This is a genomic window from Mesorhizobium sp. M0678 (assembly GCF_040320505.1).
GTDB lineage: Bacteria > Pseudomonadota > Alphaproteobacteria > Rhizobiales > Rhizobiaceae > Mesorhizobium.
Window position 1 is genome coordinate 1 of the sequence record NZ_JAMYPT010000028.1, and the last position, 17,563, is coordinate 17,563.

Annotated in this window: 20 protein-coding genes and 1 tRNA gene; 17 read left to right on the forward strand and 4 right to left on the reverse strand. The window is 59.6% G+C overall.

All coding sequences use genetic code 11. The annotated features are described in order from the left end of the window. From NKI29_RS29415 to NKI29_RS29450, 8 genes are all read left to right on the forward strand, one after another. A partial coding sequence (locus NKI29_RS29415; protein ID WP_152536282.1) for an EF-Tu C-terminal domain-related protein occupies positions 1-104 on the forward strand: 104 nt, incomplete at its 5' end. Positions 105-263: 159 nt separating this feature from the next. Continuing rightward, on the forward strand, positions 264-1,949 hold the full coding sequence (locus NKI29_RS29420; RefSeq protein ID WP_352700726.1) for a COG3904 family protein: 1,686 nt from the start codon (positions 264-266) through the stop codon (positions 1,947-1,949). Positions 1,950-2,051: 102 nt separating this feature from the next. Beyond that, positions 2,052-2,534 (forward strand): group II truncated hemoglobin, encoded by a 483-nt coding sequence (locus tag NKI29_RS29425; RefSeq protein ID WP_352700725.1) that lies wholly within the window; start codon positions 2,052-2,054, stop codon positions 2,532-2,534. 146 nt (positions 2,535-2,680) lie between these two features. After that, entirely contained in the window at positions 2,681-3,184 is a 504-nt protein-coding gene (locus tag NKI29_RS29430; RefSeq protein WP_352700724.1) for a hypothetical protein, read from the forward strand. Positions 3,185-3,261: 77 nt separating this feature from the next. After that, positions 3,262-3,337, forward strand: a tRNA-Trp gene (locus NKI29_RS29435). 110 nt (positions 3,338-3,447) lie between these two features. After that, positions 3,448-4,662, forward strand: a complete 1,215-nt coding sequence (locus NKI29_RS29440; protein WP_352578739.1) for a site-specific integrase — start codon at positions 3,448-3,450, stop codon at positions 4,660-4,662. A gap of 267 nt (positions 4,663-4,929) precedes the next feature. Next, the gene (locus NKI29_RS29445; RefSeq protein WP_352798230.1) at positions 4,930-6,024 is read left to right on the forward strand and encodes a MobA/MobL family protein; all 1,095 of its coding nucleotides are present in this window, start codon (positions 4,930-4,932) and stop codon (positions 6,022-6,024) included. 330 nt (positions 6,025-6,354) lie between these two features. Then, the gene (locus NKI29_RS29450) at positions 6,355-6,816 is read left to right on the forward strand and encodes a hypothetical protein (protein WP_352798232.1); all 462 of its coding nucleotides are present in this window, start codon (positions 6,355-6,357) and stop codon (positions 6,814-6,816) included. Positions 6,817-6,827: 11 nt separating this feature from the next. Here the strand turns inward: NKI29_RS29450 and NKI29_RS29455 are convergent, their stop codons facing one another. Both NKI29_RS29455 and NKI29_RS29460 read right to left on the reverse strand, forming a co-directional pair. Then, positions 6,828-8,057 carry a M48 family metalloprotease gene (locus tag NKI29_RS29455; protein WP_352798234.1) on the reverse strand — a complete coding sequence of 410 codons (1,230 nt, stop codon included), beginning with the start codon at positions 8,055-8,057 and terminating at the stop codon, positions 6,828-6,830. A gap of 8 nt (positions 8,058-8,065) precedes the next feature. Next, positions 8,066-9,580, reverse strand: coding sequence for a type IV secretory system conjugative DNA transfer family protein (locus tag NKI29_RS29460; protein WP_352798235.1), 1,515 nt, complete (start codon positions 9,578-9,580; stop codon positions 8,066-8,068). An 892-nt stretch (positions 9,581-10,472) separates the two neighbouring features. Between NKI29_RS29460 and NKI29_RS29465 the strand changes: the two genes are divergently transcribed. Both NKI29_RS29465 and NKI29_RS29470 read left to right on the forward strand, forming a co-directional pair. Beyond that, entirely contained in the window at positions 10,473-10,652 is a 180-nt protein-coding gene (locus NKI29_RS29465) for a hypothetical protein (protein ID WP_023721640.1), read from the forward strand. Positions 10,653-10,851: 199 nt separating this feature from the next. Then, positions 10,852-11,226, forward strand: a complete 375-nt coding sequence (locus tag NKI29_RS29470; RefSeq protein WP_352798237.1) for a hypothetical protein — start codon at positions 10,852-10,854, stop codon at positions 11,224-11,226. A 238-nt stretch (positions 11,227-11,464) separates the two neighbouring features. Here the strand turns inward: NKI29_RS29470 and NKI29_RS29475 are convergent, their stop codons facing one another. Together NKI29_RS29475 and NKI29_RS29480 are read right to left on the reverse strand one after the other, a co-directional pair. Beyond that, positions 11,465-11,767, reverse strand: coding sequence for a type 2 periplasmic-binding domain-containing protein (locus NKI29_RS29475; protein ID WP_023721642.1), 303 nt, complete (start codon positions 11,765-11,767; stop codon positions 11,465-11,467). Next, positions 11,767-12,639: a phage integrase N-terminal domain-containing protein gene (locus NKI29_RS29480; protein ID WP_352798238.1), complete on the reverse strand. Its 873-nt coding sequence runs from the start codon at positions 12,637-12,639 to the stop codon at positions 11,767-11,769. Before NKI29_RS29480 ends, NKI29_RS29475 begins: the two co-directional genes overlap by 1 nt. 935 nt (positions 12,640-13,574) lie before the next feature. Here NKI29_RS29480 and NKI29_RS29485 point away from each other — a divergent pair. The 7 genes from NKI29_RS29485 (at position 13,575) to NKI29_RS29515 (ending at position 17,504) form a co-directional block, all read left to right on the forward strand. Continuing rightward, on the forward strand, positions 13,575-13,790 hold the full coding sequence (locus NKI29_RS29485) for a hypothetical protein (RefSeq protein ID WP_352700717.1): 216 nt from the start codon (positions 13,575-13,577) through the stop codon (positions 13,788-13,790). Positions 13,791-13,799: 9 nt separating this feature from the next. Next, the gene (locus NKI29_RS29490) at positions 13,800-14,156 is read left to right on the forward strand and encodes a DUF2958 domain-containing protein (RefSeq protein WP_352798239.1); all 357 of its coding nucleotides are present in this window, start codon (positions 13,800-13,802) and stop codon (positions 14,154-14,156) included. A 184-nt stretch (positions 14,157-14,340) separates the two neighbouring features. Then, a complete protein-coding gene (locus NKI29_RS29495; protein WP_352798240.1) occupies positions 14,341-14,559 on the forward strand; it encodes a hypothetical protein in 219 nt (72 codons plus the stop codon). A 68-nt stretch (positions 14,560-14,627) separates the two neighbouring features. Next, positions 14,628-15,155 (forward strand): DUF6879 family protein, encoded by a 528-nt coding sequence (locus NKI29_RS29500; protein ID WP_352798241.1) that lies wholly within the window; start codon positions 14,628-14,630, stop codon positions 15,153-15,155. A 24-nt stretch (positions 15,156-15,179) separates the two neighbouring features. Next, complete coding sequence (locus tag NKI29_RS29505) at positions 15,180-15,707, forward strand: hypothetical protein (RefSeq protein WP_352798243.1); 528 nt, start codon at positions 15,180-15,182, stop codon at positions 15,705-15,707. Between the two features lie 293 nt (positions 15,708-16,000). Beyond that, positions 16,001-16,711: a hypothetical protein gene (locus tag NKI29_RS29510; RefSeq protein WP_352798244.1), complete on the forward strand. Its 711-nt coding sequence runs from the start codon at positions 16,001-16,003 to the stop codon at positions 16,709-16,711. A 280-nt stretch (positions 16,712-16,991) separates the two neighbouring features. Beyond that, complete coding sequence (locus NKI29_RS29515) at positions 16,992-17,504, forward strand: Y4lK-related protein (RefSeq protein WP_352798245.1); 513 nt, start codon at positions 16,992-16,994, stop codon at positions 17,502-17,504. Positions 17,505-17,563: the final 59 nt, after the last annotated feature.

The following is a 17,563-nucleotide window of genomic DNA, read 5'->3' on the forward strand; positions in this document are numbered from 1 at the left end:
TCGAGCTGATCGTGCCGATCGCCATGGAAGAGAAGCTGCGCTTCGCCATCCGTGAAGGCGGCCGCACCGTCGGTGCCGGCATCGTCGTCACCATCAAAGAGTAGTCGCCGGCGCTGCCGGTTGAGATCGGATGCAAAGGGGCGGTCTTCGGGCCGCCCTTTTGATTCTGATATTCTGGCAATGGATTAACCGCATTGCTTCAAATCCTGTTGCAAGCGCCTCTGCCATAACTAGTATAGGTTGCATCGAGGGGGGCTGCCCGAATGGTTCCATGGCGCCGTTTGCATAGTCAGGCATGGTGGTCGCTAGGGCTGATCTGCCTGGTGTCGTTGCTTGCCATGGGCCACGCTGCCTTCGCAGCGGATGCAAAGAAATCCACGCCGGAAAAATCCGCGCCGGATTTCGGCCCGACGATGCGGTTCGTCGTCGTCCGCAGCAGCGCGCCGGGCTGCGAGCCGACCTGTCCGGAATGGATATCGGCGGAAGGCTCGATAGAAGCCGGCACGCCGGCCCTGTTCAAACGCGCGCTGAAAGCGCTTGGCGGCCGAAAGCTGCCGATCGTCGTCGATTCCCCCGGCGGCAATGTCGAAGCGGCGCTGACACTTGGTCGCCTGATCCGCAAGAACAAGCTCGATATCGCCGTTGGCAAAACCCGCTTCGTCGGCTGTCTGCCAGATGTGAAGAACTGCAAGGAAAACGACGGCAAGGGCGCCCGTTATTTTGGCAATGCTTATGCCGATGGCGCCATCTGCAATTCCGCCTGTCCGTTGATGTTTTCCGGTGGCATCCGGCGCGTGGTCGGGGAATGGGCCTTTCTCGGCGTCCATCAGATCACCACGACCTATATCCGGACGAAATTGCTGTACCGCACCACTTATCGCATGGTGAAAGGCAAGAAGAAGATACTCAGCACCAGGGTCGTCAGCCGGAAGAACGCCGGCAGCTACAAGACCTATGAGATGAACAAGCCGCTGGAGCGGAAGCTGGCGGCCTATCTGAAGGAGATGGGCGTCGGCCTGGGTGTGCTCGAGACCATGAAAAGCACACCGGCCAGCGGTATCCAGCAATTGGCTCCCTACGACATGCTGCAAATGAATCTCGTCACCAGCCGGGATGCCGTCGACCTGCTGACCGCGCCAACCCTATGCACGTCCGATCCGTTGCCGGCGAGTTGCAGGGAGGTGCCGGCGCCGGCGAATATCACGAAGCCGGCCCGCGAAGTGGTGGCGAAAGCCGAGCCTGCACCCGCAGGGCTCGAAACCCCGCGGCCGAAGGAGGTCGCTGACATGCGCTTCGTCCTGGTCCGCGGCAGCAACCCGCTCTGCAATCCCAACTGCCCGGAATGGATCTCGGCCGAAGGCGCAATTACCGCTGACACGCCCGAAAAATTGCGCCAACTGCTTGACAGCGTCGGCGACCGGCGCCTGCCCATCGTTATCAACTCGCCGGGTGGTGATGTGCTCGGTGCTTTGGCGGCCGGAAGGCTGATCCGCGAACGCAAGCTCGACGTCGCCGTGGCCCGGACGGATTTCATTGGCTGCGAGCCGCGGCAGGCCGACTGCACGGCCGAAGACGGCGTCTACAATGGGCTGACGGTCGATGCCGGCGGCGGTTGCGGCTCGGCCTGTCCGATCATGCTCGCCGGCGGTGTCAAACGCCTGGTCGGCCCGCGTGCACAGTTGAGCGTGCATTCGGTAGGGCAGGAGCAAAAGGTCAAGGCCTATCTCGAGGACATGGCCATCGGCCCCGGTCTGTTTACCGCAATTCAGCTGTATTCAGTCGAACGGCAGCTCGAACTCGACAGGATGCTGAAATACGGGCTGACAACCGGGCATCAATCGGCAGACGAATTGACAGGCCCAGGCATCTGCAGATCGGAGCCACGGCCGGAAAACTGCCGCGAAGCCTCGGGCGCCAAGGCTCAGGCCAGCACGCCGGTCAAATCGTAACGCGGGCATGATGGCCGACTGCCCATCGAGGCAGGTTGAGCGGCGCTCGATGTTTCCGCTATCGTCCAGCGCGGTTGAAGTCCAGCATGGGAGGGATCGCGAATGAGCCAGGATGTCCCGACATTGTTTGAATGGGCCGGTGGCTCCGAAGCGCTGAACCGCCTGACCCAAACCTTCTACGACAACGTCTCTCGGGACCCCATCGTCGGGCCGGTGTTCAAGCATATGTCGCCGGATCATCCCGCTCACGTCGCGGCTTTCATCGGCGAAGTTTTTGGTGGACCGAAAACCTACAGCGAAAAGCACGGCGGCCATCGCGAGATGGTGATGCACCATCTCGGCAAGCATCTGACCGAGGAGCAGCGCCGGCGCTGGATCAACCTTCTCGCCGACGCCGCCGACGAGATCGGGTTGCCTGACGATCCCGAATTCCGCTCGGCCTTTATGGCCTATGTCGAATGGGGATCGCGGCTGGCCAGGATGAATTCCAACAAGGGCCCGACCTGCGATCCCGAGAGCGAACCAATGCCGGCCTGGGGTTGGGGGGTGCCGGGCGGCCCCTACAAGGCGCCTTCGGGAGACTGACCGGGGCGCGAATCGGTCGAAAACCCTGCCGCCAGGACCCGATTTGCGGGAAATGGGTGGCGGTGAATGGTTCGGTCCGCCAGGCTGGAACGGTTTGAGGCCGCCGTGGCTGGCGGGGGGCCGTGCTGAAAAACCGGAGGCCTGCGATGGGATCGGACAGCAAAGCAAATTCTGACAGCAACCGCGGAATCCGAAATCCGTTTGGCTTCATGGACGTCCCCACTCCCGACGACGAGGAGGTGTCGGCGTTCGCCGCCGGCGTGAAACTGGAGGGAACTCCAAGCGATGAAAATGCCGAGGCCTGGGGCACCGAAAGCGACCGCGACCGCAACGACACCATCGAAGGCAGCTGGTCCAGCCGTTGGAACGGCGGTGCCGATCCCACGATTCCAGGCGACAGCAAGGATAAATGGAAGTCTGGCCGGGGCGAGGTGAAGACGGCGGGAGAGAGGGTTTACCTGCTGTTCGATTGGCATAATGGCGTGCGCAAGGGGCTCATCGATGCCCGGCGCCAGGGTGCGAAAGGGCTGGCGGGAAAATACATCAATCTGACCGACCCGGAAATCGTGCGTCCCTGGGTCGGCTTGATCGTCAGCAATCAAAGGATCGACGGGAAATGGCCGGGAGGACGCCTGGACTTTCGAAGATGAAGGCCGGGTAGCGCACGTCGCTCTTTACAGAGCGCGCGGAAGCTTTTAGGAAGCGCCTGCTGCGCCGACATGCGCATACGGGCATAGCTCAGTTGGTAGAGCGGCGGTCTCCAAAACCGCAGGTCGTAGGTTCGAGCCCTGCTGCCCGTGCCATTTCCTCAGGGAAATCAGGCACTTATAAATCGCCTTGCTTGGCGAGGACGCCGAAAGTAGCCTTACACATCTCTTTCACAAACTTGCACGCGCGCAGGGAGTGTCTGGCGATGGCGGAAAAGCACACGATTCTGGAAGGGAAAGTTCACGTCTATCGGCGCAACGACAGCCCGATTTGGCATTGTTCGACGTTCCTCAAAGGCAAAAACTGGCGGGTCAGCACCAAGGAAGAAAGCCTGGCAAGGGCCAAGGACTGGGCCGAGGACTGGTACTTCGGCCTGAAGGACAAAGGCCGGCGCGGCGAACTGTTAGCCGAAAAGACCTTCAAGGATGCCGCCGACCAGTTCATCACGGAATACGAGGTGCTGACAAACGGGGAGCGAAACGCCCGTTGGGTCAAGGACCACTATCGACGGGTTCGCACCTATCTGGTGCCGTACTTTGGTAAGATGGGGCTTTCGACCATCAACGCGGGCACGGTGCAGGAGTACCGTATTTCCCGGCTGACGCCGGAGGAGGGTAAGAAGCTCCCCTCACGCAGTACGCTGCACCACGAAACCGTGACCTTGCGCCTGGTCCTGAAAGCGGCCGTCCGGCATCGATGGCTGACGCATCTGCCGGATATCTCCCAGCCCTACAAAAAGTCAGCGAAGGTCGTGCACCGCGCCTGGTTTACGCCAGAGGAATACAAACAGCTGTACCAAGCGACGCGGGCCCACGCGCAGGAGAGGCGGGACGCCAGCCACAAAGCCAAGAAGGGCGAGAAGGCCCACCGGGTCTGGCTGGCCGAGCAGCTCCACGACAAGATCCTTTTCCTGACCAATACGGGCCTCCGGCCGGACGAAGCCACCTGGCTCGAATATCGGGACGTCGAGGTCGTCAAGGACGAGGCGAGCGGCCAAAAGATCCTGGAAATCCAGGTGCGCGGCAAGCGCGGGGTAGGGTACTGCAAAAGTACGTCCGGTGCTGTTTTTCCCTTCCAGCGAATGGTGGCCCGCAACAAGCCGAAGCCCACCGACCGGGTCTTTCCGGTCGACCACAAGAAGCAGTTCAACGGCATCCTCGATAAGCTCGGCCTCAAATCCGACCGCGAGGGCAATCGGCGGACGCTGTACTCGCTCCGCCACAGCTACATCAGTTTCCGATTGCTTGAGGGCGCCGACATCTACCAGATCGCCAAGAACTGCCGGACAAGCGTCGAGATGATCGAGAAGCACTATGCCGTGCACCTCAAAAACCGCCTCGATGCGGCGGCCATCAACGTGCGCAAGCCCAAGCCTGCGCAGCGGGCCAAGCCCGAGACGGTGGAGCAGATTGAGAGTTGAGGTGCCTCCTTTGACCGGGCAGGCTTGAAAGTTTTCCGGGAGCTTTTAGCAATGCGTACAGCGCACTTACGCATCGCCCAATGTGTACGCATTGAGCCAGAGAAGCGATGCGTTGCTCGGTTTTCTGACCGGGCGCGGGGGGCGGCCCGGAGAAAACCGGCAAGTGCGCCAGGGGCAAGCCCCTTGGAACCCCGCTCAGCATCGAGAACCGCGTTTCAACTTGACTGTGCGCCGGGGCCCGACAAAGTGCGGATGGACGGGTGACGAATGGCGATCTTTCATCTGCACGTCAAAAACATCAGCCGCGGTGACGGCCGTTCGGTTGTCGCTGCCGCCGCCTATCGGGCCGGCGAAACGCTGCCGAACGACGCGGAAGAACGCGAGAGTGCGTTTGGCGGCCGGCGCGACGTTGTTCACGCCGAGATCCGGATGCCGGCTGGAGCTCCTGTCTGGATGGGCGAGCGGGCCAAGCTTTGGAATGCCGTCGAAGCCGCCGAGAAGCGCAAGGACGCGCGGCTTGCCAAGGAAATCGAATTTGCGCTGCCGCGTGAAGTCGCGCCGGCGATTTGGCTGGAGCTGACTGGCGCCATGGCGGATGCGTACACGCGCCAAGGTTATATCGTGGACTTGGCGATTCACGAGGACGGCAGGAACACCAATCCGCATGCCCACCTGCTGCTGACAACACGTCGGATCACGGCGGGAGGTTTCGCCGGAAAGCTCCGTGAGGCCGACGGGGTTCGCTTCGTCACCGACGCGCGTACCATGTGGGCCAAGATTGCCAATGCCAGCTTCGCCAGCGCCGGCCTCGATACCCGCATCGATGCTCGCAGCCATGCCGCGATCGGTTCGGCGCAGCGCGCGGGCCAGCACGTGGGTGCCGATCGCCAGGCGCGACGGGCACGCCGGGCGCAGATTGATGCAGAACGTGTTGCCACGGTCCGACAGGAGCTGAGAATGCCGAACCCGCTTGCCGAATTGTATCCCCACCTGTCCCTGAGACGGGACTGGCCGCCTGAAAGCCGCGAGCCGGCGCCGGACATGAGTGAGCGCGAACGCGACGAATTCTGGCTCTATTGGCAGTCGCGCGATCACGAGCAGGGCGATCCGGTTGCCGGGCGCGATCGGCCTGTCCGAAGCCCCGAAGGTGACCTGATACCCTCGCACGAGCTGGAGGCGGCGCAGGACAGGATGATTGCCGAGGTCGAGCAACCGGCTGACCGTTATCCGCTCCCGAACGCCCAGGAACTCACTGCGGAGAACGACAGGGCGTGGTGGATCAATGCCGAACACCAAAGGCAACCAGAAAGCGAACCTGACGCACCTGAACGGGACCGCGAGGCCTGGTGGCGGACCCGCTGACTGGCGTCTCGGCCGGGATGTGTCGAACGCTACTGCAGTGAATCTTTTGGAATATGCCTGGGAGGCAGCGCCTCCGCGAGCATGGTGCGTCGTACGCGGGTCGCGGTAGCGCCGGGTGGCAACCCTTCCCGACAGGTTCCGAGCTTGCGGCGACGGTACAGCAGGTAGGCATAGTAATGTCGTTTCACCAGGTGAAACCACAACCACGTTGGCCAATCGCGCCAGCGGCGCCGCTTTGCTAATGCAAGTTCGTAGTCTAACCTTCTGATCCAATAGGGCCGCATAGGAAAAATAGGACATTATTCCTACGGTCTGTCAAAGGATATCGCGATGGCGAGGGATTTTTCTATCGACCCGGAAGCAGACATGCAGAAACTGACCACGCGGATGGTTCAGGTCAACCGCCAGTTTGCCGATCTCTTCGGGCGCTGCTTTGAGCAGCCCGATGTCGCTTATGGCGAGTGGACCAAGTTCGCGTTGAACGACGCCCATTCGTACGAAATCCTGAAAAACCATCTCTTCTCGCTCGGCGAGATGCCCCGGGACGAGACCCGGAAGGAGCAGGCCATCGACGCCAGCTTGCGGCTTCCGGCGTTGTTTCAGGAGTACCGTGGGCTCCGCGACCAGCTGGAGGAGATGCGCGCTGTTAACCCGGCGCATTTCGATGGCATGCAACGTCAGATCCAGGCCGACGCCGATCCATGGTGGGTCAAGCGGTCACCCGGCGCAACTGCTTCCGGTGGCCATGAGGAAGAGCGGGACTTAAGCCCGGAATGGCGGCGAGACCGCTAAGCCTGCAAGGATCAGGCGGCCCTTTTCCCGGGAAGCATTTTCAGGTGGGCGCCGCTGCGAAGGGCATCGGTGCGGCGTTTGAGCGTCGGGTGGGTACTGAACAAAGCCCCCATTTTGCCGCCGCGAAACATCAGGTAGCCGTATTTGTTTTCGACCCCGGTCGGCTTGGCCGGTATGCCATGGACCCGCTCGAGGGCGCCAATCATCGCCTCCGGTGAAGCAATGCTGGCACCGATGGCATCGGCCTTGAACTCACGGGCGCGCGACAACCCCTTCACCATAAGCTCGGACCCGGCAAAAAGCGTGTGCCGGGCCGCCGTGCCCATGGCGCCGGTCACCTCCGTCACATCGCGCCCGTAGCGCTTGTCTTTGGTGGCCTGCGCCACCACTGTCGTCGCGATGACCGTGCCGAAATTCGCCACGTGACCCATCATGGTCTGGAACCCTTCCGCGAATTGCATCCGTTCCACGTCGTTGTAGACCACGTGCCCGAGTTCGTGGCCAATCACCGCGTCCAGCTCCTGCGGCGACAGCAGGTTCAACAGGGGCTTGCCAATCACGACCGCCGCGTCTTTACGGGTTCCCATGGCGAAGGCGTTGGTGACATTCACCACGCCGACGGCCGGCGGCTTGATGCCAAGCGTCGCGGCATGTCCGGCGACACGCTGCGCAAGCGGGTGATTGGCCTGGAGGTACTCAACCCCGAACGAATTGCCGACCCTGGCCTTGGCCCGGGCGGTAAACCTGTTGCCGTAGACGAGGCCGGCAACCGCCAAGAGTCCGCCGATCACCCATCCCGGGCTGTCCAGCGGCATCAACACGAAGGGCACACCGAGCGGGCCGCCCATGATCAACCATTGAATGAAGACGCAGGTAAACAGCACAGTACCCGCCAGCACGAGCGGGGTGCTGACGACGGTCCGGCTTAAGGAGGTCAGGTCACGTTCCTGGGTTTCACCCGGCGCGGTCGTCAGGTGGAGCATTGCGGCGGTATCCGGTTGATAGCGGATCAAGGCGGCTTTCACGACTTTCACGAGGAGCACCACCTGCCAGATCGTAAGCCCCAGGTCGACCAGCACGAACAGGCCTGGCCAATCAAGGTGGGGTGGCAGCGGCAGAACAACGCTCGGGTAAAGCCCAAGGCCGCTGTTGATCGCGTACCAGCCGAGCCGCAGCGCCGTGGCCGTCAAATATCTGGCAGCCAGGGGCTTAACGTCGTCCAGGAAAGTACCAAGGGTCATACCGCTCCTCACGTTCTGCGATTGGCTGGTGGAATGACGCGCTCACGGCAGGCTTGCCCCAGATACCAGGGCACGAGATTGGCCCGGATCGGGCGGACGCCCCGCGCAAAGACCAGGCCGATGCGGGTCTGGTCCGCGGCGGAGCCACTGAGCAGTTCCGTCACTTCGTCCGGCGTCAGCAGGGGACGGCCGGAATAGGCAATGCCGTGATTGACCGAGCCGGTGCCTGCGCCATTGCCGCTGAAGACCGGGCCGGTCGAGGCGCTGTTGCTGGTCCCTGCCGTGCGGTAGCCGCGCGTCTGGTCGCCGAGGAAATCCGAGATCATCGAGGCGGTGAAGTGTTCGTCGGTGCCGAAGAACGTCTTCACCGAGGTATTGAAGAACGTCTTCCAGCCGGCGGGGTAATGTTCTTCCAGCGTGGGCACGTTCTGGAGGAAGAACCAGAGGCGGACGCCCGCGCCGGCATGGGTGCGGATGGCGTCGCGGAAGCGCGGGAACGGCCCCAGGCTCAGGAACTCATCAAGGATGAAGAGGACCGGGATGTCGGGGACGGTTTCGTTCTGGAGCATCGCGTCCAGGGCGGTGGTGAGCGTGATCTTCAGGAACGCGGCATACGCGGACATCTTGTGGAACGGCACGGTGATGTAGACGGTCGCCGGTGCATCCTTCAGCGAACGGAAATCAAATGAAGCCACCGAGGTCGCGCGGTGGAGTCCCGGGTCGTCCCACAGGGCGAACTCGGTGTTGATGGTGTCACGGAGATTCGGAATGGACTTGCTGCGATCCTTGCCAAGGACAATGTTGGCGGCATTCGCGATGGCATTGTTGCGCGAGCCGGCCATGGTCCTGATCGCCTCGGTGAAGAGGTCGAGCGGCGCGGCGGTGATGCGCCGCACCTCGGCCATGCTGCGATGGCCCGGCGGCGCTGCCTCGGTGACGAACATGATGATGGCGGTCAGGATGGCGATGGCATCCTTGCGGAAGAAGTCCGGCGCGTTCGGATCCGGCGGCATAATCAGGTCGGCAAGCGCCTGCGCATCGGAAAACGAGGCCACGCCGTCGAGCGGGTTGTAGGCGTCGGTTTCAGGCTGGAACGGTGCGATCCGGTAAACCGGCCCGACGTTCTGCCGGCGCCAGGCCGCCGTTTGGGCGTAGAGCTCGCCCTTGGGGTCAAGCACGACGCATGACCCCTTGTAGCGGACCAGGTTCGGGATGATCGTCGTCGTCGATTTGCCGGAGCGTGTCGGCGCCACGGTGAGGAGGTGCCCTTCGCCGTCCCAGTGAATCTGGCCGGCGACGGCGCCGCCGAGGGCGGGGTCCTCGAAGGCCCCGATCAAAATGGAAGAAGGGCTCTCGAATTTCGCCGTCGGGTGCAGCAGGTCGGCTTTCAGGAGATCGGAGGCATCGGCCCAGCGCGCCGAACCATGCAGCGGCGGCGGGTTGGCGATGGCCTCGTCGCCGCGCCGTTCCTCCTCGCGCTGCTCGTTTTCGATCCGTTTGCGCGCCCGCCGCTGGGCGAACATGTTGGTGATGGCGCTGCCGATCTTGATCCCGGTGGACAGGCCGTCTGTCGCCCCTTTGCCGGACGATCCGAACGGCTCCATTCCCTTCAAGGGATCGAAATCCTTGAACCAGTCCGGCATGCCCCAGCCCCCGCAAGACCGGACCATGTAACACTAAGAAACAGCTGGCATAAACCCCTTTGGCGCGGCGAGATGAATTTTCCAGACGGTTCGCTCGCGGATTGGTGAAGAGATTGCTGTGAGGGCCGGAGTGGAAAGCTGGCGGGCCGGGATGCCCGCCTTTCAGTCACACAGCAGAACTGCTGTGCCAGAGGCCTCCGGAAGCGGAGGCAAGAAACAAAAGAGGTGGGATGAACATCCCTTTGCCTCTTCAGGCGTACGCCTCATTGTCATTTTTCATAAGTGCCTTGCCTCAGGCGTTCACCAGGAAATCTCCAGTTCAGGGTATTGCGTGACAACCGATAGTCGATCCGAGCTTTTGATGTGGGCATGGAAGAGCCGTGACCGAATGCCGGTGTTTCAAGACATAGGTACTTTGTGATTGTCCGACCGGCGAGAAATGGCCAACGCTCGAGACCCTAGATATCGCCTGCCTCCAGCAGCGCAACACTGATCTGTGAGACACGGATGGGCTAGACTCGCCTTCTGATCCCGTTGTTTAAATCAACTATGTGTGCTCCGGCGCCATGGGTTTCACGCTAAGCGGCGACAGCGACCAACTTGTCCACCGGGCAATTCCTCGCATAAATAGGGTGCGGATTTGTATTCGGGTAGTAGTTTACGGGCTAGGAATTATGTCCTATCATTGGATTGAGCGAATGTCGAGCTCGTCACTGCGTCATGGCAGGACGAGCAATCGTCTTGCCCATTGATCGAATGAAGGAATAGATTAGTGGCAACACAACCTGGCACCATCGAAAAATCCGTTTCCCCTCAGAATAAGAGCAAGAACAAGCAGACGTTGTCGTTTGATGACACGTTGAAGCGGCTTGATGTGGAACTTCCAACCACCAAACTGTCGACGCATGAAAAGATTTCGCTGCGTCAAACGCTTTTCCGGCTACACAAATGATTAGACTTTGATATGTTCCGCGCCCCTTGAGGGGTGCGGAGCATATGAAAACTCGATACGAATTTTTCCGACGGCTGCTCGACTACTCGTTTTTTGAAAGCGAGTTTCAAAGAACTCTGGAAAACATCCGAGAAAATACTGGGTCCGCCTTATCGTTGGGCCTGAGCTTGGTTACGTCCATTCGATTTGGACAGAGCTTTTGCAAAGGAAGCGCTACCTCGTCAGCGAGCCGATGCATCGAATTACCAGTCAAGAGTTCTTAGGGGAACTCTGCCACCTCCTTTCGAAGTTTGACACGGTGATTGTGCAAGGCAGCTCAATCAATGTAGCGATGGAAACGCAGAGAATCGATAAAGGTCTGACTGAATTTATCGTTTCGTTCAGCCACGAATACGTGGCGGTTGATATATGCGCCTACCTTTATCGAGCCATTATGCAGTTTGAGACCAAGGCCTACTCCGCAACGAAAATCGAACATGTCCAAGTGCTCTGCAGAGAAATGAAAAAAGAGCCGGGACGAGGCAAATTTTTTGTTAGGGCTCTGAAATATCCAATATTTTCAGACCAGTTGTAGCTATCCGTTCTATCTTGTCAGGGCGATTTGACGTCAACCGCTCAATGCAGCGCGTCGGGCCGACGTGTTGCGTGAGTTAGTGCACGACTGCGGCGAACACCGCCAAAGCCGTGCGCCTGCACTGCCGCCCACTGCCTCCTGAACCGAAGCCAAAACAAAAGACGGGGATGAACATCCCTTTGCCTCTTCAGGCGTACGCCTCATTTGCTAGTTTTCATAACTGCCTCGCCTCCAGCGTTCACCAGGAAATCTCAAGTTCCGGGTATTCCGCCACGATGGACGGGCGGAAATCATCCTGTTCGAGACGGGTCGGACGCCAGACGTATTCGAACTGCTCGGAATCGAGCCATTTCTCAAGCGCCTTGGCGGCCTCCGTATCAGAAAGGTCGAATGGAAACTCCTGCACCACACGGTAGCGGCGATGGCCCTGGAAGGCGGCCTCATCGATGGCGGCCGCGATCGTCGCGGGCTTGAAGAGCCTTTCAGCGTATTTCGTCCTCGTATTGGTGGCCATGAGGACATTGCCTTCCGCGCGTTTCATCAGAAGGCACTCCCGAGGTAAGTGTCGGTGATTTTCAGGCGGCCGTGGCCCAGCTCGGCGGAAATCCGGTGGCGCGCCGCGCGGTCGGCGGCACGTTCGTTTCCGCTCATGTCAGCCCAGCGCTTGCCGCCTGCCAGCGGGCAGGACTGGCCGGTTAACACCGCATAGCGTTGCTGGGCATAGGCGTGGCGGAATCCGTGGGTGTTGCGCAGCCCTGCCTTGAGCGTCTGGTACTCGAACCGCTTGAGGTGTTCGACATAGGTCATCTGCGCGGGGATCAGGGATCCGCCGCCGGGGACAAGGCGCATAACGTGTTCAAGGACCTGCCGCTGTTCCAGCGTGGTGACGGGCACGGTCCGCGCCCGGCCCCCTTTCGTCCAGCTCGCCTGCAAGGCGATCTGGTCGGCGCGGATGGCCGCCTGCGGCTGGAACTTCATGGCCTCCTCGCGCCGCAGGCCAAACGCCACCTGAAGGAGAATCGAGGCCTTGATATAGGGACATTCGATGGTGCCGAGCTTGGCCGTGTCGAGGGTTTGCGCGCGATTGCGCGTGACCTCGCCACGTTCGGCGACGCCGTACGTGGCGTTGTCACGGTTGACGACGTTGGGCTTGTTGACCTTCTCCGCCCACCAGCGCAGCCAGGTGAGGCGGTTGCGAATACTCGCATCCGAGGTGTCGGTATCGAGCCATCGTTCAACAAGCGCGTCGACATGCTTGGGTTTGAGGGAAGTCGCGGACGGCAGCTTGTAGCCGAGGTCCACGAGGTCGTTGGCCATTGCGGACAGGCCGCGCCGGCGGTTGTTTTGAGTGCCATAAGAGCCGTCCCGGTTGCGTTGGCACAGCCGCACCAGGTCCATGGTCAGATCGTCCATCTTGCTCGCTTTTTGTTTTTGGCTGAGTGTTGATGGCCGATGCACGTCCGTAGAGCGTGACACCCCGCGAAGGTCATTCGCGGCAGGGCCGGAATGCGTAATTTCCTTACGGTATGAGCCTCCCGAGCCAGCCGGGCGGCTGGCCGATATGGTTTGCCCTGTTGGGCATCCGGTTACCGAGAGGTCGAAACCGGAGGTGTGGCCGCCGCGGCGGCGCACGTATGCGATAAGCAGTCATTCTGCTCTCCTTTGGTTGGGGAAAAGGTCGGTTGAGATGGATCAGGCAGTTTTTTGCCCGCCGGGATAGTGGACGCTGTCGCCTGTTTGTGGCCAGCACATTGCACCGGAAATGATCAGCGAAGCGCGGCGTCATTTGCGAGTCATGTGGTGGCGTTTGCGCGAACCCGGCATCCACCGTGGGTTTGGGGGCGGTCTGTCACTCCCCAATGCATTGGCGAGTGACAGACCGCCGGCCGCCCGCATCGTCGGACATTCCATGCCCAACCATGCCCGTCACGCTTCTCCGTGTTCCTGGCCAACGGCATTGGCCCGGATCCCGTATTGCGTTCGGCGCGGCAAGCGGTGGCCCTTGTGAGGGCCGAGGCTTAGCGGGTCGGTGGCGACCGCCTACGCAGTCTGTGCATACGGAGCCAGGACTGCGGCCCGTCCGGCAGGCCTCCAGCCTCCGCCGCCGCAGCGTGATCGTGCTATCGAATTTGGCTCGTCGCGTCCGGTGTCGTGCGATTGGCCTCTGGCGTTTCCGTCGATGGTCTGCCCGGAGCTGATGACTGTTCTCTTCTAGCCGGCGCGGCCGTCTTGTCCCGTTCCTGCCCGCTCCTTCGCTGCGCTCCCGTGTTGGGGACAAGCCAGCCCTTTACGCCGTCTCCTTTGGAACCGTCCTCCGGGACAGAAACCATCAACCAAAGGAAAAGACCATGAATACCAAACGCAACACCGAAACGAAGTCCGAGCCCAAGATGCCGATCTACCACGCCTACACCGTGCGGGACGGCAAGGACGGCCAGAAGGGCTTCTGGACCCGCATCGGCTCCTTCTTCGCCCACGACGATGGCGAAGGCGGCACGCTCCTCCTCGACGCCCTGCCGCTCGACGGACGCATCGTCCTGCGAGCCCCGAAGGCCGACGAGTAGGAGGCCGCCATGCAGATCCTGACCCAAGACCTGCGGGAGAAGCTGCTGGCGAATGGTCGCCAGCAGCAATCCCTTCGCGGCACCGACGGCGAAATCGACTTCATTCCCGTCGTCAAATTGTTCACGCCGGACGCAGGCGCGACCTGGCTTCTCACCGAGATCGATCCGGATGACCAGGATATCGCCTTTGGTCTTTGTGACCTCGGGCTCGGTTGTCCGGAACTCGGCAGTGTCAGCCTGACCGAACTCGCGTCGGTGCGAGGGCGCCTTGGCTTGCCGGTCGAACGTGACCGGCATTTCCAGGGAGTCAAACCGTTATCAGCTTATGCCAGCGACGCTCGACGCGTAGGCCGCATCTGCGTGTAAGTTCGGCCTAGGTCACGCCACCCTTGGAAGGCTGGCGTGACTCAGCCCGGCGCCGCTCGCGCTTGAAGGGCGCCACACCGCCGACGTCTTTTGGATAGTCACGACGAATCTTTGTCTTGCGCCTACTTGTAAGTCATCCGGTCGGTCTCCAATTCGATGTGGTGGACAATTGGGAGAGTCGGTCATGGACACACTTGCCGGGAATCGTATCAAGCTGAAAATCATCAGCAGAACTTGCAGCAGTGGAAAATGCCCAACGTTGTATATGTCGGACGAGGGCCACTACTATATCCAAGGTTACAGCGTCGACGCGAGCGCAGAGGCGGCTTTAGCGCTGCCGGACGGTGAGCAATTGGTTCGTATTAGCCAAGACCTCATACATGATATCAAGAACCTTAAATGATCCAGGCGGGGGCTATGCCTCTGCCTCTTTCATGATAGTATTGCCCAATGATGTCGTATGAGCAGTATTTGCAGACCAGAGATTCAAGCCTTGAAGATTTCGGCGCGCATTTTGAGAGTTTTAAACAGTCGGCTTTCCGACTAGAGCTGCTGCCGAAATACGAGGTAGAAGAAGAGGTTGAGGCCCTGGTTGCCTTTCATGAAGGCCTGCCAGCGCCCCAAGGGTTCAATTCTGAATGGCACGCGGTCATTGCGTCCGCAGCGGGGCGCGGTGCAAAACTAAGCCGTATTCGATGCTACAATGAAATTACTGACTACCTCAAATTTGAGGTCGAGCGCGGATATCCCGAAAATATCAGGTTGGGGGAAAACGTACGATACTGCACAACTACAGAAGCGCTTTCTGTTTCACAAACTCTTGGGCTAACCTTTCTTCTTGATTTTTGGATGTTTGATGGAAGCGTTGTTTTCCTGATGCTTTACGACTCTTTTGGTCGCTTTTTGGGAGTAAGGCAGGCCGATGAAGCCCTCGTTCCGGTATTTTTCGCCCTGTCGGAAAGGTTGCTCGCCGCATCCTCGGGGAAACTCGCCGGCTAGATTTGCCATACAGGCGACGCTCCGTTGAAGGAGCTCATAGCCAAACTCAGCTTGCTTGATTCGACAGGCTGGTCAGCTTTGGCGGCCGTCGTTACCGCCGTGATGACCGTGATATATACGTTCGGAACGTTGCTATTGTGGATATCGACTCGCAGCACTGTAAAAATTCTAAAAACACAGTTGGACAATCAATCCAAGCAGATCAAAAGCGCAGCAAACTCGCAGATTATTAGCTCCCATCGAGAGCTTTTTCTCGCCATATTGCAAGATGAAGACCTGTCCCGGGCGCTGTTTGGGACAAAAAGAGGCGCTGACGCCGATTTGATACGACGCCGATGGCTCGGCACCATCCTGATCAATCACTGCTATCTCATTTTTGCCGAGCACCAAACCGGCGTTATCATCGGCGAGTTTTATGAATTTGTGGAGGATGCCAAAGATCTATTCTCTTTTGGAATCGTAAGGTCCCGTTGGGAAGAGGTGCGCGACTTTCATCGAGCCGACTTTGCACGTTTCATTGATATCTGGGTTTTGGATTTAGATCTCCATTGACGCTGATAAACAAGCGTTCGGCTCTAAGGCTATTGAGTTGATCGTCAAACCCCCCGAAGCATCAGAACAATAAGGGAGCCGCGAGAAAAAAATGCGAAAAGCGTGGGAGAGAATACGATAAAAAGACAAAAAAATAGTAGCGGTCTAATGCTTGCGACGTATTAGTTCTTAACGATCCCTGCCAACGCTCGTTGACCTACGCTGGTGGGCAGAGGCTGAGTGGAGATGGCGATCTCCGAACTTCAGAGTGTATCAGATTTCATCGCAACTTCCGCAAATTTATGAGGTAAAAAATGCGCACTGTATTTATTGCAATTCTGTCATTGATTTTCGTTACGGCCGCATCTTATGCCAGAGATATAACTGTCTTCAGACTTCGTGGACCAGACCATCTCTATACAATTAGCTGTGATGAGGCAAAAGCTGTACAATCGTCCGGACAATACACTTTGGAATATGACAGCTTATTTTTTCATATACAGTCGGAGCGCGTTTCAGGTTTTGTGCCGCTGTACCGCTATTATGGCCAGGAGCGACACTTTTATACCACAAGCGACAATGCTGAAGGTGTTGGCTTTTACCGGCTGGAGGGCATTACCGGATACGTTTCGCCAGTGAAAACAGCTGACACTGTCCCAGTTTATCGGGCTTACAATCCCAACTCGGGTGAACACTTCCTGACCGCCAAGGAGAGCGAATATAACGGGCTCCGGACGACAGGCCAGTGGCAGATGGAAGGCGCCGTTTTTTACGTTCCTTCCACTGGGGTTGAACAGTGTTCTCCACGCGTGGCTGCGCCACGGCCAACGCCACCCTCACCTCCACCAGTTTTTGGTCCCCAAGTTTGCTGGAATTTGCAGGGATATAATGCTTTTGGCAGCGAGACAGGAGTTCCAATCCCGTTTTGTGGGTCAGACGGCCTCCAACAGAAAAACGCATGCTTGGCCCAAGCCATTCACTATGACAGTATCCATTACCAGGGAATGAGTTGGAGGTGTAAGTAGCCGATTCCTTGTTCAGGGCGTCATCCGGGCATAGGCCCGAATGACAAGGAACGCCACCTCCGGGTGGCGTTCAATCTGGGTGGTCATGCTCTCGACGTGACTAAGGCCGGTTAGTAAAGGCCAAGTCACCGTCGCAAAATCGACACGCGCAAACCGAAGGGAGAGCCTGTCGGATAGGCTGCGAAAGCGGCAACGCAACGACACCTGTTGCCGGGTTGCACGGTACGGTTGAGAATCCGGAACGTTATGATAGGGCATGTGATGCAAAGAGGCTTTTGAAATGAAGCGGATGCGAGAAGAGGACATTCCGGCGTTCGTGCAGGAGGTGGCCGCAACCGGCTGCGACATCTGCGCCGTTGGGCCGGCTTGCTACACCATGGGCGATTCCGATGTTCCGCGCGGCAAGCGCAGGGGGCTATACAAGAAGCTCGCCGACATCGACGCGCGCTATGGCAGCCGCGACCATCTGCGTTACCAGATCGTGGCGCACCTAGCCTCGATTGGCCGCTACATCGACGCGCCTCCACCGGACGAGGAAATGTGGATCGATAGTGAGGCGCCCGACTTGGCCGAGGTCACGCCTTACGACGAGGCGCACTTTCCTACCTACGCAGTCCTGCTATTCGCGGAGGCCAAGGGCGTCGACTGGCGCAAGGTGGCACGAGCCCTCTTGAACATCGACCCAGAGCGCCAGCCAGAACGGGCACGCCGGGCCTGGGCATCGCATCTGGCGCGGGCGCGGTGGCTGGCGACGAGCGGGTACGGGGAGCTTCGGAGCGATTTGCTGCAATAGGCATCGACTGCCGCAGGAAGCCCCCCCGGCAGACCGCCTCCAAAGGGGGGCGGTCCATG